Annotated in this window: 15 protein-coding genes and 1 pseudogene; 15 read left to right on the forward strand and 1 reads right to left on the reverse strand. The window is 40.7% G+C overall.

Translation table 11 applies throughout. From position 1 onward, the window contains the following. Nucleotides 1-279 precede the first annotated feature (279 nt). The 10 genes from CJD30_RS10715 to CJD30_RS10760 all read left to right on the forward strand — a co-directional run bounded on the left by CJD30_RS10715 (nucleotide 280) and on the right by CJD30_RS10760 (nucleotide 9,687). On the forward strand, nucleotides 280-531 hold the full coding sequence (locus tag CJD30_RS10715) for a hypothetical protein (protein ID WP_294918948.1): 252 nt from the start codon (nucleotides 280-282) through the stop codon (nucleotides 529-531). A gap of 170 nt (nucleotides 532-701) precedes the next feature. Next, a complete protein-coding gene (locus CJD30_RS10720) occupies nucleotides 702-2,006 on the forward strand; it encodes a hypothetical protein (RefSeq protein ID WP_294918950.1) in 1,305 nt (434 codons plus the stop codon). Between the two features lie 9 nt (nucleotides 2,007-2,015). After that, a complete protein-coding gene (locus CJD30_RS10725) occupies nucleotides 2,016-2,258 on the forward strand; it encodes a hypothetical protein (RefSeq protein WP_294918951.1) in 243 nt (80 codons plus the stop codon). Between the two features lie 46 nt (nucleotides 2,259-2,304). Further along, entirely contained in the window at nucleotides 2,305-3,372 is a 1,068-nt protein-coding gene (locus CJD30_RS10730) for a site-specific integrase (protein ID WP_294918952.1), read from the forward strand. 111 nt (nucleotides 3,373-3,483) lie between these two features. Then, the gene (locus tag CJD30_RS10735; protein ID WP_294918953.1) at nucleotides 3,484-5,382 is read left to right on the forward strand and encodes a flagellar assembly protein A; all 1,899 of its coding nucleotides are present in this window, start codon (nucleotides 3,484-3,486) and stop codon (nucleotides 5,380-5,382) included. After that, nucleotides 5,382-5,948 (forward strand): Holliday junction branch migration protein RuvA, encoded by a 567-nt coding sequence (gene ruvA, locus CJD30_RS10740; RefSeq protein ID WP_294918954.1) that lies wholly within the window; start codon nucleotides 5,382-5,384, stop codon nucleotides 5,946-5,948. Before CJD30_RS10735 ends, ruvA begins: the two co-directional genes overlap by 1 nt. Nucleotides 5,949-5,959: 11 nt before the next feature. Next, on the forward strand, nucleotides 5,960-7,000 hold the full coding sequence (locus CJD30_RS10745) for a D-alanine--D-alanine ligase (RefSeq protein WP_294918956.1): 1,041 nt from the start codon (nucleotides 5,960-5,962) through the stop codon (nucleotides 6,998-7,000). Between the two features lie 2 nt (nucleotides 7,001-7,002). Further along, on the forward strand, nucleotides 7,003-7,737 hold the full coding sequence (locus tag CJD30_RS10750; RefSeq protein WP_294918957.1) for an alpha/beta hydrolase: 735 nt from the start codon (nucleotides 7,003-7,005) through the stop codon (nucleotides 7,735-7,737). Nucleotides 7,738-7,747: 10 nt separating this feature from the next. After that, nucleotides 7,748-9,190: a UDP-N-acetylmuramoyl-tripeptide--D-alanyl-D-alanine ligase gene (gene murF, locus CJD30_RS10755; RefSeq protein ID WP_294918958.1), complete on the forward strand. Its 1,443-nt coding sequence runs from the start codon at nucleotides 7,748-7,750 to the stop codon at nucleotides 9,188-9,190. Continuing rightward, a complete protein-coding gene (locus CJD30_RS10760) occupies nucleotides 9,190-9,687 on the forward strand; it encodes an HIT domain-containing protein (RefSeq protein WP_294918960.1) in 498 nt (165 codons plus the stop codon). Before murF ends, CJD30_RS10760 begins: the two co-directional genes overlap by 1 nt. Nucleotides 9,688-9,709: 22 nt before the next feature. On the opposite strand, the gene CJD30_RS10765 is transcribed toward CJD30_RS10760, so the two are convergent. Beyond that, nucleotides 9,710-10,366 (reverse strand): OmpA family protein, encoded by a 657-nt coding sequence (locus tag CJD30_RS10765; RefSeq protein WP_294918962.1) that lies wholly within the window; start codon nucleotides 10,364-10,366, stop codon nucleotides 9,710-9,712. 180 nt (nucleotides 10,367-10,546) lie between these two features. Between CJD30_RS10765 and CJD30_RS10770 the strand changes: the two genes are divergently transcribed. The 5 genes and pseudogenes from CJD30_RS10770 to CJD30_RS10790 form a co-directional block, all read left to right on the forward strand. Then, the gene (locus CJD30_RS10770; RefSeq protein WP_294918963.1) at nucleotides 10,547-11,968 is read left to right on the forward strand and encodes a TolC family outer membrane protein; all 1,422 of its coding nucleotides are present in this window, start codon (nucleotides 10,547-10,549) and stop codon (nucleotides 11,966-11,968) included. A gap of 29 nt (nucleotides 11,969-11,997) precedes the next feature. Continuing rightward, entirely contained in the window at nucleotides 11,998-14,181 is a 2,184-nt protein-coding gene (locus tag CJD30_RS10775) for a type I secretion system permease/ATPase (protein ID WP_294918966.1), read from the forward strand. Next, complete coding sequence (locus tag CJD30_RS10780) at nucleotides 14,178-15,515, forward strand: HlyD family type I secretion periplasmic adaptor subunit (RefSeq protein WP_294918967.1); 1,338 nt, start codon at nucleotides 14,178-14,180, stop codon at nucleotides 15,513-15,515. Before CJD30_RS10775 ends, CJD30_RS10780 begins: the two co-directional genes overlap by 4 nt. Before the next feature lie 33 nt (nucleotides 15,516-15,548). After that, nucleotides 15,549-16,106, forward strand: a complete 558-nt coding sequence (locus CJD30_RS10785; RefSeq protein WP_294918969.1) for a LuxR C-terminal-related transcriptional regulator — start codon at nucleotides 15,549-15,551, stop codon at nucleotides 16,104-16,106. Between the two features lie 81 nt (nucleotides 16,107-16,187). Then, nucleotides 16,188-16,760: pseudogene (locus tag CJD30_RS10790) on the forward strand (hypothetical protein); the annotation flags it as partial.

Here is a 16,760-nt window from a genome sequence, read left to right on the forward strand (position 1 = left end):
CCCTAAAACCAAGTTTATTACTGCCGATCAAAGGGCACGATACAAAAATAAAATCATTGAAAATCAACTAATTGATACCAAAAAATTTCCTCTTTTTTTTATTGATGAATCGCTTAACAATCCTTTACGTTTATATGTTCTTACTACCCCATCGGAACTCTTGCAAGAAATGGCGTAGTTCTGCCGAAAATTCAAGCAAGGTTTTTTCCTACAATTCTCCTACAACGTTGTATAAATATCCCAAAGCGCTTTGGTTAATTCATTCCTAAAGGATTAATCATGTCATTAAAATTAAAAGGCGTCCTTATCGGACAATACGAATCTGTCTATACAGACAAAGAAACCTCTATACCTGTTGTTAAACAACGTATACAAGTATTGATCGAAAAGACTGTCAAGAACGGTTCTAAAAGTGAACTCGTTGATCTAACGATCCCAACCGAAAAAGCTTCCAAGTATGCAGGCATGGAAGGCAAGCAGATCGAGGTCGATGTCTCTTACTTCGGACAATGTACTTTCTTCGGAATTTAAAGGTGTGCTTTGGATCGGATGGGTCCCGCGAGGGTTCGCGGGTATTCCGAACAAAGCGCCTTTAGGTTCAGGGGGTTCTAGTAACACCCCCTGACATAAGTCAAATAATATTCTCCCAATTAGAAATTTACAAATAAACAACTGACGTTAAACGTCGAAAGGAAAACACTATGCAATCTTCTATTGCAGAAAAAATGCCTTATGCAAGCGGTATTGATGCATTGTATTACTTTGCACAAAGCGGTGCTTTCTATGATCGGTTATATGAGGACATTATTAATCAAATCGAAGATAAGAAAGCCTATTTTAAATCTCTCAATTATCAGTATGCTGATAATGACATTACAGTAACCATCAACGAGATTGATGTCGTTTACAGCGGTATGGGACGTGATGGCTTTCACTGGTTTAATCATGACTTTTTTAGATCAGGTTTTAAAGACCCTGAGAAAGCAACCAACATTCATAATATCCGAATACAGCTCAATGCAATAGGAATCTATACACTGGGCTTAAAATCGCTTATAGAGTATGTTAATACAAAGTTCTTGGGTGAATACACGATGAAAGTATTTCCAATAACCCGAATTGATCTAAACATGTTCATCCAACACGATTTCAGCTATCTACGTAAAGAAATGATTTTGTCAAAGAAGCAAAATCATTCCGCGAACATTGGTGAGCGTTCCAACGCCTATGAACTGGAAACATACTATGTGGGTAAGAAACCCTTTTTACTTCGCATCTATAATAAGCATAAGGAGCTTCAAAGCGTATCAGCAATCAAACGAGAGATTATGCATAACCATTTCGGAATCAATGGAATGGATTTGGAACAACCGATCTTTAACGTTGAATTTGAGATGCATAGGGAGTATCTAAAAACTTTCGGGATCGATACGATAGATGATGCCCTCAAACGATCAGAAACACTGTTTAAACACGCTTGCGATCAAATAAGGCTGATTGATACCCAAAGCATTAGCGAGAAGCAATTAAACTCTCCTAATCGCAAACGGGCTGATACTTTGCCTATCTGGGACTATATCAAAGAGAATTACAGTATCACTGAGTTTATGCAGATCAATACACCGTTGGAGAAGATTGAGAGAATCAGCTTTCGATACTCACTCCAAGATGCGGAGAAGTCAATTAAGAAAGTCATTACCCGTCTGCTCGTACACAAGAACGATCCGACATTGCTTTTCTTCCTTGATGTGCTTCAAAAAGCAAAAGCGGAGTTTGAACTACGGCAGAACATTAAAAATCTTCATGAGGATCATACCGTCGAACCCACATTCGAAGATGAACTCAAAACGTATAGTGATGAAGGGTTGTGGAATTTGGATAATCGGCTTTCAATGGAGATGGACGGGCTTGATATGGATTCGCCTTTGTATGATGATCTATCATACCGATACATTGCACTCACCAATGAGATGCAACGGCGTAAACTGATCCCCGATATGTTTTAAGGGGATCAAATGCTTGATGAGAAATTTCAAGAGCTGAACGAAAAGCTCGATACGATTTTAGTCCTTCACCGATCCTTACCGCAGTGGTATCCGATCACACGAGAATTTGCAACTGAATGCGGATATAAAACCATCGACGGACTTCGTAAATGGTGCTATAACAATCTCAATCCTGAGGACTTTGTAAAGCGAGGCAAACTATGGTATATCAATATCAAATCACTCCCCATAGTCAAATTCAAAGCAAGTTAGGTGTAAAATCTAACTTGTCAGTGGCCGACATATCAAGGAGAAATCAATGATACGTCGAGTTTACGCAAACCAACACGGCATTATTACATTAGACAGCGATATGTTCGGAGATAGAAAGCGTTTAAGTACGGGTAAGAAGTTGGAAAAACGGCTTCTGAAATGGTATGAGAAACATTTCGATGATGAATATATTAAGCTTTATAACTCGAAGTTTGAAAAAGAACCTAAACAGGTTGATTTTACGCTCGAAGAGTATGGAAAAATGATCTTGGAACTAACAAGTTCCAATCGCAGGGTGAATGTTCAAAAATACGCAACAGACGTATTTCGGCGTATTTGCAGTTTTAAGGTATTTGGTAAAAAATTCGGAAGCATGAAGCTTCACGAAATCAAGCCGACTCACATAATGCTTTGGCAGAAAGAGTGTGGATTGGCAAGTCAGACGATCGCGTCTAACAGAGTCTATCTTAATATGGTGCTACAGGCCGCGACAAACGACGATCTAATACCAAAGAACCCTGTGATATTAGCCAAGCTTCCAAAACGTATTCCAGTACGCAAAAAGAACTTTTACTCGGAAGATGAAATCAAGCAGATTATAGGGATAGCAAAAGGGCAGTTGAAAAACTACATACAGCTTGCTTGCTTTACGGGCATGAGAGGATCAGAGCTTTTGGCACTCAGATGGAATGATGTTGATTTTGAAAAAAATGTTATACGGGTTGACACGCGAATAGTGAATGGGAATGAGGATTTAACAAAATCTGGGAAAATCCGATTTATTCCCATATTCAAACAGGCTAAACAAGCTTTACTGAATCAGAGAATGAGAAGCGGGCTTAGAGAGTTCGTTTTTATTTCACGAAACGGCGGGGCTTATTACAACTCAGATTGCATGATGAAACCGTTCAAGACGATGTTGAAAAAGAATGGATTTGAGAGTGGGACTATCCATGACCTTAGGCGTTCGTTTAACACGCTTTTAAAACAGTACGGGTATCCGACTGACTGGATACTTGACATCATGGGTCATGTGGATGATACGGTTAATAGAAATCATTATACTGGATCATTACGGGTTGATATGAGCATACTGGATAAGATTGCATTATGATAAACCGTGGCAACTCTATGGCAACCTATAGGGACAAGCCTTTGAAAAGCCCCATAATATGCAATTAACCGAAGTTTCATTAAAATAGGGGCAATAATAAAGGAATGAATAATGGGGCTCTTTACCAAAGAAAGCGCAACGGTAGAAACTGAGACACGTATCACTCCGATGATTGTGCGTACATCGAATGTTGCTAAAGAGCTTTTGCAATTTTCCATAAACTACAAAGTTCCTGTTCACTCTTTGGATTTTCATCTCATCGGAACCGAAACGTTTAACAAAGTAATCGTTGAAGGCGGTGTTGAGGATTGGATCGAATTAAGCGATGATGAGATTCGAAATCTTAAAGAAGCCGATTTTTTAAATCCCAAACTTGAGCTTAAACAAGTCTATGAGATAGAGATTTTTTCTCTTGCCGAGAAACATATTCTGGATTCTATCGATATGTCGATAGGGGGGAATGCCTCGTTGTGCAAGATCTATCTCACGATCAAATCGGGTAGTGTTGCCCATTATTATCCTAAATTTCAAGATGATTTCATTCATGCAATCAAGAAAAAAATGCTTCGTGCCAATATCATGGTGGGGATTTTTGATTCGATAATGGTTCCGAATTTATTAGATCTTTTAGCCAAAATACACGTGGAAGGTAATTATCGTTTTGAGACGCAGGAACGTTATCTTATCGCTCAAAGCGTTGAACCGGTAGAGACCATCAACGATAAATTGATTTTGCATTACGAAGCAAAACGGCACAATACCGATCAACAAGGGAGAGTTGATTACGCTAAGCGCGGTTATTTGATGAGTGCGGTAAAAGACGAATTATTGATTGAGTATATCAAACCAAAAAAAGGGGAAAGCGGTCGCAATTGCCGTGGAGAATATATCATTCCTAAAGAGCCGATTGTCAAATATGAGCCTACGTTTACGACTGGAGAAAAAATTACGGTTCTGAATACCCCGACAAGCATTGAATACCGCGCGGCGGCCGGAGGATATGTAACCCTTGAGGGGGGAGCGTACGATATCCATAGCGAAGTAGAAATCAGCGAAATCAGTTTCAAAACGACAGGTTCTATTGAAACACAGCTGGATGCGGACGTATCGATAAACGTCAAAGAGAAAGATTCGATGAAAGATGCGATTGGGCAGGGGATGGAAGTTACCGTCAATGTCATCAATATTGAGGGGAGTGTCGGTCCCAATGCCAAAGTAACGGCTAAAAAAGCGACCGTAGAGGGGCAAGTGCATCAAAGTGCTATTATCCGTGCTGATGAGCTGACCATCAACGTTCACAAAGGGACGGCATATGGAAAAGATGTTCATATCGCACGGCTGGAACACGGTATCGTTGAAGCCGAGAGAGTGACAGTTTCTCAAGCGACAGGGGGTAAAATACGGGCTCGGGAAATTATTATTGATTTATTGGGTTCGCATGTCAAATTGAGTGCTTCGCATCTAATTGAAATCAAGAAAATCCAGGGTGGAGAGAATCAACTGAGAATCGATCCGATGATTGACGAATCCGAAGAGCATCTTCATGAACATTCAGATCAAATAGCTCAAGTTAGAAACTCCATCCGTTCCATCAGAAAAGAGCTGGATGGGTATGAACAGACATGGCTTGAAAATGCTCCCGTAATTGAAGATTTAAAACGTAAGCTTGCCTATTATAAGGCCAATGGGATAAAATTACCGGTCGCGTTTGTAGAAAAATATCAGCAGCATAAACTTTTTAAAGGGAAACTGGACTCTTTACGAAGAGAACTCAAAAGTAAAGAAGATCAGCACGCATGGCTCACTGAGAAGCATACGTCGCTTCAATCGGAAATCTTTGACGCTCGTATCATCAATCATGATCTTTGGCGTAATCACAATGAGATAGTTTTTAAATTGATCGATCCTCCAATAGAAGTTTTTTATGTTCCGGTGGAAAATTCTGATGAAAAAATATTGGGCTTGTATGAAGACGCAGACGGAGAATTTTCAATTAAGGTTATGACGTAATGATTATTGGTTTAGAGGGAACAGTAGAATATAAAGAGCCTTCATCGGTTCACATGAACGTCAATAACGTGATCTATGAGGTATTTGTTTCATTGCATACGTACAGTTCGATCGGTTCCGAAAAAACACGATTGCATATTCATCATGTGATTCGTGAAGATGCACAACAGCTCTATGGATTTGCCCAAAAAAGTGAAAAAATCCTTTTTGAGGGGATGCTGAAAATCAATGGAATCGGTCCAAAAGCGGCTCTTGCGATTTGTTCGACCTTTACGCCGGAGCAGTTTGCAGGTATTATTTCATCTAAAGATGTCAACGCATTGAAAAAAGTTCCCGGAATCGGACCTAAAAGTGCAGCTCGTATTATGGTCGAATTAGCCGGTTTTGACGCAGTGTTGCTAAATACTGCATCTTCGTTGGTTACTTCTGCCGCAACCGAAGCGATGATGGCACTTGAATCGCTCGGGTTCAAAAAAGAGCAGATCGCCAAAGCATTGAGTGCCTCAAGTGCAACCGATACACCGACGCTTGTTAAAGAGGCGTTGAAACAATTACAAAAACTCTAAAAGGATATCCATTGAAATTAGCCATTTTATTCGGCGGAGCCAGTTATGAACATGAAATCAGCATTGTCAGTGCAATTACGGTAAAAGGGAAATTGGAATCAAAATTTGATTTGAGTTTTATTTTTTGTGATCAAGATCATAAATTTTATTTGATCGAGCCATCAAAAATGAAAGCGATTACCTTTTCTCGCGGCGAACATAAAAAAATGGGTGAATTGTTTATCACAAGTGGCGGCTTTGAACAGCGTGGATTTTTCGGATCTAAAAAATTGGAGATGCCGATTTTGAATCTGATTCACGGTGGAGACGGTGAAGACGGTTCAATTGCTTCGCTTATGGACTTTTTTCATATTCCGTTTATCGGACCTCGCAAAGAGGCTTCAATGCTCAGTTTTGACAAACACTATACAAAATGGCTTGCTTCTTCTCTTGGAGTTAAGACATTGCCATTTGAAGTTCTGCACAAAGAAGACAAACGTGTTGTCACTACAGCATATCCGTTTATTGTTAAACCGGCACGTTTGGGAAGCTCCATCGGCGTGAGTATTGTGCGTGAGGCAAGTGAGCTTGATTATGCTTTGGATGTTGCATTCGAATTTGATAATGTACTCGTCATTGAACCGTTTATCTCAGGGGTAAAAGAGTATAACTTAGCCGGGTTCAGTGCACGCGGCGAGATTACCTACTCGATTGTTGAAGAACCGCAAAAAGCCGATTTCCTCGATTTCGAGAAAAAATACCTCGATTTTTCCCGTTCGGGAAGCGTTGAGGAAGCATCGGTAAGCAATGCTTTGGTGACTCAATTGCGAGAATCGTTTGCCAAAATCTATTTGCCGTTATTTGAAGGAGCCCTTATTCGTTGTGATTTCTTCGAAATTGAGGGAGAAGTGTATCTCAACGAGATCAATCCGATCCCGGGATCAATGGCGAACTATCTGTTTGAGGATTTTAGCGGTTCGATCCAAAAACTTCTGGGTGCATTGCCGGATAAAAAATCGATTCGGGTCAATTATGACTATATCCACTCTATTTCCCAAGCCAAAGGGAAATAAGCGTGGCAGTAAAGTCTCTCCAATACAAACAGCACACCTTTTCTATCAGTTATGAGATTATAAACCCTTCCTCACACATCGACTTAATCTTTTTGCACGGCTGGGGCTCTCATAAAAACCTGATGAAACATGCCTTCGGTGCCCATTTAAAACAGTTTCGTCACATCTATATCGATATGCCCGGTTTTGGAAACAGTACCTGCAATATGGCATTGACGACCGAAGATTACGCAACAATTTTAGAGTCGTTTCTCTCCATGATTGAGGCGGATAAAACAGTTGTTTTGGGACATTCATTCGGAGGAAAAGTGGCAACGCTGTTACAGCCGGATGTGTTGGTATTAGTAGCATCAGCCGGGATTTTGGTTCCGAAACCGTTTAAAATTCGAGCAAAAATCGCTTTGTTCAAAGTATTGAAACTGACAGGTCTTACACACCTTCGCCGTTTTTTTGTTGCCCCTGACGCGCAGGGACTTTCTCAACCGATGTATGAGACATTTAAAAATGTCGTTAATGAAGATTTCACCGAGAAATTTAGAGCGTTCAAGGGGAAAGCGCTGTTGTGCTTCGGTGCTCAGGATACGGCAACCCCAATTTGGACAGCGTATAAAATGGCTGAATTAATGAATCAATCAAGAGTTGTTGAATTTGACGGCGATCACTATTTCTTTTTAGAACAGGGTGCTACTGTGGCAAAAGAGATTGAAAAAACCGTGTTAGAAAGTTTGGAACACTAAGGAATAAAGAATGGAATATTCACAAATTTTTGCTTTGTTGACGAATCTTTTATTTGTCATGACATTGGGATGGTATTTGATTACCAACCTTCAATGGTACGATTATCGGATTGAGAGGGTAGTTTTACGTCATCACAAAACATGGTGGCACTTTGTCTATTTCATTCTTCCGTTTTTTGTTTACTATGCCATTCCGGAATTATTTTGGATCTATTTTTATATTGCGTTTCTTCCGGCAGTGATTATTTGGCACCGTCGTCTTGATAAAAAAGTGGTACTTACCTGGCGTGTGAAACGTTTCTTGATCTTCCTTTTTTCTATCACTGCATTTGTGAATATTCTTTTAACCCTCAAAGGATTTAGCGGACCACACAGTGTCCTTTTTCCGATCGTAGCAACCTATCTTGGTTCGTGGGGGATTGAGAAGTTTTTATTCCTAGCCTATAAACGGGAAGCAAAACGAAAAATTGCTTCGATGAGTGATTTAACTATCGTTTGTGTAACGGGAAGTTACGGCAAAACATCGATGAAAAATTTCATTGCGCAAGTATTGAGCCAAAAATATAACGTTTACGCAACACCGCGAAGTGTTAATACCCTTGGGGGGATTATCCGTGATGTGAATGAATCGCTCCCTGCGAATACCCAAGTCTATATCTGCGAAGCGGGAGCGCGGGAGGTCGGTGATATTTACGCTATTGCACAACTGCTGCATCCTCAGATCGTGGTAGTCGGCAAAGTGGGACCACAACATTTGGAATATTTTAAAACACTGGAACGTATCCAGCGCACCAAACTAGAAATTATCCACTCAGATCGTCTCAAACGGGCATTTATTCATACTTCCGTAACGAGTGAACCGCATGAAAAAGTGACCTTTTTTGGTGATGATGTTCATAACTTGGCGGCAACATTGGAAGGGATTGATTTTGATCTCAGTGTTAATGGTAAGGAGAGACATTTTCATACCAATGTCCTTGGCGGATTTCAAACCATTAACATCAATGCAGCGATTTTGATCGCATCCGAGATGGGGATGAACTCTGATGAAATCGTCAATGCAGTTGAAAATCTCAAGAGTGTTGAACACCGTTTAGAACGAATCGATGCTGGTGGGAAAATCATCCTTGATGACGGGTATAACGGCAATATCGACGGAATGTTAGAGGGGGTACGTCTCTGTTCACTTCATAGCGGTCGAAAAGTGATTGTAACACCGGGATTGGTCGAGAGTACCGAAGAACTTAATCGTGAGCTCATTCAAGCGATCAACGGCGTTTTCGATATCGCAATTATTACAGGATCGCTCAATGCTGCTCAATTTGAGAAAGAGCTAAATGTTCCTCAGAAAATCATGTTGGCGGATAAATCACAGATGGTCAAAACATTGGGTGAAGTGACCAAGGCAGGAGACATCATTCTCTTCGCAAACGACGCCCCGAATTTTATCTAATGGAAAATATTCTTTATGCACCCTGGCGGGATGAATATGTGACGGGTGAGCGGATAGAGGGGTGCGTATTCTGCCATATCAGTAGCCACGCATCTGAGGATGAGACACTTCATGTTCTCTATCGCGATGAACACTGTTTTATTGTTATGAACCGTTATCCTTACACCCCCGGGCATTTTATGATTATCCCCCATCTTCATACCGATGCATTAGAAACGCTTGATCCGAAAATATGGCTTCACATGAGTGCATTGGCACAAAAAGGGGTGCAAATGCTCAAAGAGAGCTTTGGTGCGCACGGTGTTAATATCGGGATAAATTTAGGCAAAGCGGGAGGTGCAGGGATCGCCGAGCATATCCATTTGCATTTGGTTCCACGCTGGGAGAGAGATACCAATTTTATAACGGCTATAGGGGAAAATAGGGTTTATTCAACCGATTTCGAAAAAATATATCGCCGATTAAAAGAGTTGACGGAAGAGTATTTTAAGGGCTGATCCCTCTAAAGAGAGGAATCCCTTAACGGATTTGGATTTCGATACGGCGGTTTTGTGCTCTGCCGGATGGAGTTTTGTTTGAAGCAATCGGCTGACTTAGACCTTTTCCTGATGTTTTGATTCTGTTTGCGGCAATACCGTTTTGAACCAAACGGGTTCCGAGTGCTTGAGCACGATTTTCCGATAATAACTGGTTTTTAGCCGCTTTTCCTGTACTGTCGGTATGTCCGATGATTGTGATGGAAGCCGCGGGATTTTCTTTCATGAAATCAGTGAGTGCATTGACATCGGTCTCGGCTGAAACGGGAAGAACACTGGAAGAACTTGCAAAATTGAGGTGTAAGGTGACACTGCGAGGGCACCCTTTTGGATCCACTTTGTACCCTTTTGGGGTATCAGGACACTCATCTTTGGAATCGAAGATCCCATCGCTATCGCTATCTTTTTCGATTTCGGCAGCAATCAAGGGTGCGAGAACCTCTTTAACAGCCACAGCAGGGGCGGGTTCAATGACTTTTTTCTTTTCAGAACAGGCATCCGGATGTGCTGGGGCAAAGCTTGATTGGATGACTGACATTGTTTTTTCTGTTTTTCCATCAAAATAAGTGATGGTATCGCCGTTTAGCTGCTGAAATGTGGCAACAAACAGGGCTCCGACCATAAAATTGCGTAACAACATTATCTAAAATCCTTATTTCTGGAAGATTATTCGAAATATTTTAACACAGAAATGGCGATGAATCTGTTTAAATGTAAAATTTTGTTAAATAAAATTAATGTTTGATTTTTTTGTATTGATTTAGTTATAATTCATGGAACTACAATAACATCGCCTTTGTTTTAGAAAAGGAAACGGAAAATGATTTCCAACCATAAATTATTCGTACTAAGAACAGCTGCAGTTATATCGCTATGTGCTGCATCCGCGTTGAATGCATTGACATTGCGTGAAGGTGTTGATGAAGTTTTATCAACCCATCCTGTGGTTTTGGAACAACTCCATAATTATCGTGCGACGTTAGAAGATTTAAGAACAACGGAAGCACAATATCTCCCAACCCTTGATTATGCAGGTACGGTTGCTCAGGAGAAAACAAAATCTCCTACAACACTGAATGTCAGCCGTTCGCTTAGCAGTTATGAACACTCTTTACAGCTAACGCAAAATTTGTTCAATGGTTTTGGGACGCTCTATGAAGCGGATTACCAGAAAGCCCGTATTTTGGCTGCTTCCAACCACTATATCGAGAATGTAAACGATGTAGCATACACGTTTGTCAATAGCTATATTACGGTTCTTAAAAATCGAGATCTCTTATGCATCGCAAAATCGAATGTAGAGTTCAATGAACAAATTTATGATAAAGTCAACAAACTTTACAATGCGGGAATGACGACCCGCTCGGAATCCGAAAAAGCAGATACTTCCCTTTCATTAGCAAAATCGAACTATATTGTTGCGAAAAATAATTTGGATGATTCCTTGTTCAATCTTGAACGTATTTTAGGGCGTCATGTAGAGACTAAAGAGCTACAAGACGGTGTATTCAACGGCAACATTCCATCAACACTCGAAGAGATGAAAGAGTATGCGAGAACTCATAACCCATCTGTTTTGGTAAGCGAATATAACGTCAAAGCCGCACAGGCTCAAAAATCAGTGGCATATAAAAATTATTATCCTAAAATTGATGCTTTTGCACGCCAAAGCTGGGCTAATGATGTCGGAGGGATTGCCGGTAATGATGATCGAACCAAGATCGGATTGAGCCTTACCTACAATTTGTATCGAGGCGGAGCGGATGAGTCTCAAATCCAAAAAAACATGAGTAAAATCAATCAAGAGCGTGAGACCAAACGTGAAACATTCCGTAAACTGGATGAGCAGGGCTCGTTGTCTTGGAATGCAAAACAGTATATTTCTGAACAATTGGTTCATTTAAAACGTTATGAATCGACGAGTGCCAAAACCCTTGAACTGTATCAAAAAGAGTATGATTTAGGACGTCGAACGTTATTGGATCTGCTCGTTGCTCAAAATGATCATGTTGCAGCACAATCTCAAATCGTACGGGCAGAAAATGATTTGCTCTTTGCCCATTATCGCATTTTGGATGCTATGGGGTCGATGGTGCAGAATATTTTAGGATCAAATACATTATCGTACACCCAAAAAGTTGGGTTGAGTGTTGAAGACAACCATTTTGATAAAGATGAACAAGTAAAGACATTGATTTTCGCTGATCGCCAAGAGGGACAGTATAAAAGAGATAATCAATAATAGATGAATTTGAGACGCAAAGGTTATATGTGACGAATGAGGAATTAGAAGGGAAAATTGCTGATCCAGAGGGTGCGGCTTTTGGAGTTGATCCATTATTGCAATGTTTGGTTCTTTTTACTCAGCTTTACCATAAACCCTATACGGCAGAAGCATTAATGGCAGGCCTTCCCACTGCTCCGTGGGGAGGTGCTCTTCGTCTTTACAGCCTCAAATCCTCAAAAGGTCTTTTTTCCAGAGCTGCAAGCAGAGCAGGGCTAAAAAGTACATTGATCCCTAGGGAACTTTCTGATATTTCAGCATTGCAATTGCCAATGATTTTATTGCTGGAAAATTCTCATGCATGTATTTTGGATTCGATTTCAGAAGACCGAAAATCGTATAAAATTATTCTTCCGGCAGAAGAAGCAATTGAGGAAATTGTCCCTTATGAGGTCTTAAACGGTGAATATACCGGCTATGCTTTTTTGATCAAAAAACCGTTTGTTTACAATGAAAATGACGCGTTGACATTGAATGTGAAGCACAAGCATTGGTTTTGGGATACGTTGAAACTTTCTAAAAATATTTATCGTGACGTCATATACGCAACGATATTGGTCAATTTATTTGTATTGGCCAGTCCTCTTTTTACGATGAGCGTCTACGATCGGGTAATTCCGAATAACGCTACAGAGACATTATGGGTATTTGCAATCGGGGTATTGGTCGTTTATGTTTTGGATACCTTTTTAAAATTTACCCGAGCTATGCTCTTGGAGAGTGCCGGTAAAAAGAGCGATATTATCATGTCGTCGATGATTTTTGAAAAAGTCCTTGATCTAAAAATGGCATCGCATCCAAAATCGGTAGGTTCATTTGCCAGCAATTTAAAAGATTTTGATTCTATCCGCTCTTTTTTAACCAATGCTACCTTGACCGCATTAGTCGATTTCCCGTTTGCTATTTTGTTTTTGTTGGTTATCGGCTATATCGGGGGATGGATGGTTATGGTTCCGATTGTCATGATGCTTCTTATCTTAGGGTATGCGATCTTTATGCGCCATCCTCTGCGGGAGAGTATCGAAGAGACCCATAAATCTTCCGCGGCAAAGAGTTCTATTCTTATTGAAGCATTGCAAAATATCGAAACACTAAAAACACTCGGCGCTACTGGACAAGTTCAATGGGCATGGGAAGAAGCAACGGGTGAAATAGCTCAAAAAAGTCTAAAATCACGTTTGATTTCTACTTCGATTTCTACCGTTACAGGATTTTTAACCCAATTAACCACGGTTTTGCTTGTAATATTCGGCGTTTATATGATCGGGGCGCATGAGCTGACGATGGGGGGACTGATCGCTATCATCACGATCGCGGGACGTACCGTCGCGCCGATGGGGCAGGCTGCGGCACTGATTGCGAACTATTCCGATGCAAAAGCCGCGTACGATGGTATTGAAGGGATTATTTCACAACCGAGTGAACGTCCTCACGGCAAAAAATTTATTACACGCCCGGCACTCAAAGGGGAGATAGAGTTTAAAGATGTAAGTTTTGCGTATGATGAATCGGAGCATAACGTATTGAAAAACCTCTCTTTTTCGATCAAGCCTGGAGAGAAAGTGGCCATTATCGGCCGGATCGGATCGGGGAAAAGTACAATATCAAAATTACTGCTTCATTTATACGAACCGACAGAAGGTTCAATTCTGTTGGATGGGATTGATATCAAACAGATTGATCCGGCCGATTTACGCAAAAACATATCCTATGTTTCGCAAGACGTTACTTTATTCAAAGGAAGTGTTAAAGACAACATCTCTTATCGTTCGACTAGAGCCAGTGATGAACAGATGATACGTGCATCGGTTATTTCGGGGGCAGATGAATTTATCCGAAAACATCCTAAAGGGTATGAAATGCCGATAGGGGAACGGGGTATGGGACTCTCCGGCGGGCAGCGCCAAAGCATAGGGATTGCTCGTGCGTTGCTGTTTGAATCTCCTATCGTGATTATGGATGAACCGACCAATGCGATGGATCAGTTGAGTGAGAATCGTTTGATTGCCAATTTGAAAAGCTATTTGGATGATAAAACAGCGATCCTTATCACGCAAAAAAATACCATTTTGCCATTGGTGGATCGTATCATTGTGATGAATGAAGGGAAAATTTATCTCGATGGTCCGAAAGATCAAGTACTCGCCCAGTTGGCCGGAGGTGTAAAATGAGTAAAAAGCACCGGTTTTCTTTTGATGCCAATGATTATCAGTTCATGAGAAGCCTCTCTGCGGCTGTTCTAGAAGATACCCCATCACGACTTCGTTCCGTCCTTCTTTTTTGGATCGGAACCATTGTTTTTATCTTTTTATGGGCTGCGCTTGCTCCGATAGACGAACTTGTTCGAGGAGAGGGAAAAGTTATCCCCGGTGGCGAAAATCAGATGATTCAGCATCTCGAAGGGGGGATTTTGAGTGCGATCATGGTTAAAGAGGGGCAGAAAGTGAATGCTAACGATACCCTTTTACGTGTTGATAATCTCAAATCATCCTCAACTTATGAGAGTTCCCAATATAAATCGGCTGAACTTCGAGCAAAAATTGTCCGATTGCGTGCAGAAGCATCTGGCGGTGCATTTGCTCCTACTGCAGATGATATGGCAAAAATTCCAATGCAGATTATGCAAGAGAGAAGTGTTTTTATTTCCAATCAAGAGCGGTTACGCTCTCAGATCTCGGGATTAAATGAGCAGTTGACCCAAAAACAGAATGAAAAACTTGAGGCTCAAGGTCGTATTGGAGAACAAAAACGTGCTTTAGCACTCATAAAAGAAGAAGTCTCTATCTCTGAGCCGATGGTAGCGCAAGGGATCAAGCCTCGAGTTGAGTTTTTGAAGCTTCAGCGCGAATTGAGCGACATTACGGAGAAGTACAATGCTCTAGTTGCTTCAATTCCACGATTGAATGCCGCGATCAATGAGATTAGCAGCAAAATACGTGAAGCTCGATCAGAGTTTACGATGAAAGCCCAAATGGAACTTAACGAAGCGGAAACGGAATATAGTCGTGTTGGCGCTGAAAGCTCGGCATTGGCGGATCAGGTAACCCGTACGGTTATTAAATCCCCTATCAACGGGATAGTTCAAAAACTCTATGTCAATACCGTAGGAGGCGTTATCAAACCGGGAGACAATTTAGTGGAAATTGTCCCGACAGAAGGGGGATTGTTAGCTGAAGTGAAAGTCAAACCCGCTGATATCGCTTTCATCTATCCGGGTCAAGATGCCATTGTAAAAATTACAGCATACGATTTTTCGATATACGGCTCGTTGCATGGAAAAGTGATTACTATCAGTCCGGATACGGTTACGGATAAAAAAGATGATGTCTACTATGTTGTCAAAGTTCAGACCGATAAAAAATATTTGGGTAGCAAAGAGAAGCCTCTCAAAATTATTCCGGGAATGATGGTAAATGTAGATGTTATTACGGGCAAGAAGACGGTTTTGGAATATATTTTGAAACCGATTTTAAAAGCCAAACAATACACTTTTACCGAGCGTTGAATGAAGTTGTATATTCTTTGTGACAACATTGAAATGTCTCACAGATGGGAAAATGTTTTCCCATTATCGAATCCATCGATTTTGACAGAAATATCTGACAATATTGATGCAGATTCGATTCTCTTTGCGTATGATATGACACTCAAACAATTTCAAGATGACGCTATAAGAAATCTTTTTCTCCATCGAGTGATGGTTTTCTCTTCGACACCCGATTTTTCTCAAGCTCAATATTATTTGCATCTAGGCGCTATGGGATACGGCAATGCTATGATGCATGAATCGCACTTACATTCAGCATTTCAAGCATTAAGTGAAGGAAATATTTGGCTTCATCCTGATTTTATTTTGATGATGGTCGGACAAATTCGTGAGCAAAAAACATCACAGAAAAATTCTTTAGAAATCTTAAGTGTTTTGAGTCAAAGAGAACGTGAAGTTGCTCTATTATTAGGTGAGGGACAAACACATCAAGAGATATCAAATATTTTGAATATCACGATCCGAACCGTAAAAGCACATGCTACTGCTATTTATCAAAAACTCTCCGTAAAAGATCGATTAGCCCTCTCTTTACTTCTTCATAGTTGATTAGTACCTAAGTACAATAGATTTCTTGTTTCGACTCAGCTAAAATAAGAGAATATAAAATTTTCTCATTTGGAGATCGCTATGGCTCGAGTAATCGGATATGTCAAATCGTTGGATCAAGGTACTTTTTTTGTCAAAGATGCAAAAGGTCATGTCCGTGAGCTAAAAATCGGTGAAGCCATTCATGAAGGGGAAACGGTTTATGGTGCACCTAATAATCCTAATAATGCGAAGATCATTGTTGACATAACGCTTGAAGGGATGGGAGATATTCTCATTGCCGGGAATCAAGCATTAAATTTTGATACCTCGCTGTTTAAAAGCATTTTTAGCAGTGATGATGCTGTCGTTTCGGTGGAATCTGTTAAAAAAGTATTGGCATTAAACGGTTTTCAATCTAGCGATTTTCAAAATACGACAGAAGCTGGAAACGAAACTGCAGCGGGGAATGGAGTTGTAGATACAGAACGTCCAGGTAGTGATATCTTTGCTGATCGGACAGGATTAGTGGGAGATGTTTCGACTTTATTAAATTATACAGCTGTAAATGTAGCTCAACCAGCTGTTGAAGTTAATAATATCAGACCAACATTAGTTGCTGTCGATACAACGGCGTCTGCGACGATCACCGTCAACGCGGTGACGTCGGACAAC

Origin of the sequence: Sulfuricurvum sp. PD_MW2 (assembly GCF_002633015.1) — a bacterium.
GTDB lineage: Bacteria > Campylobacterota > Campylobacteria > Campylobacterales > Sulfurimonadaceae > Sulfuricurvum.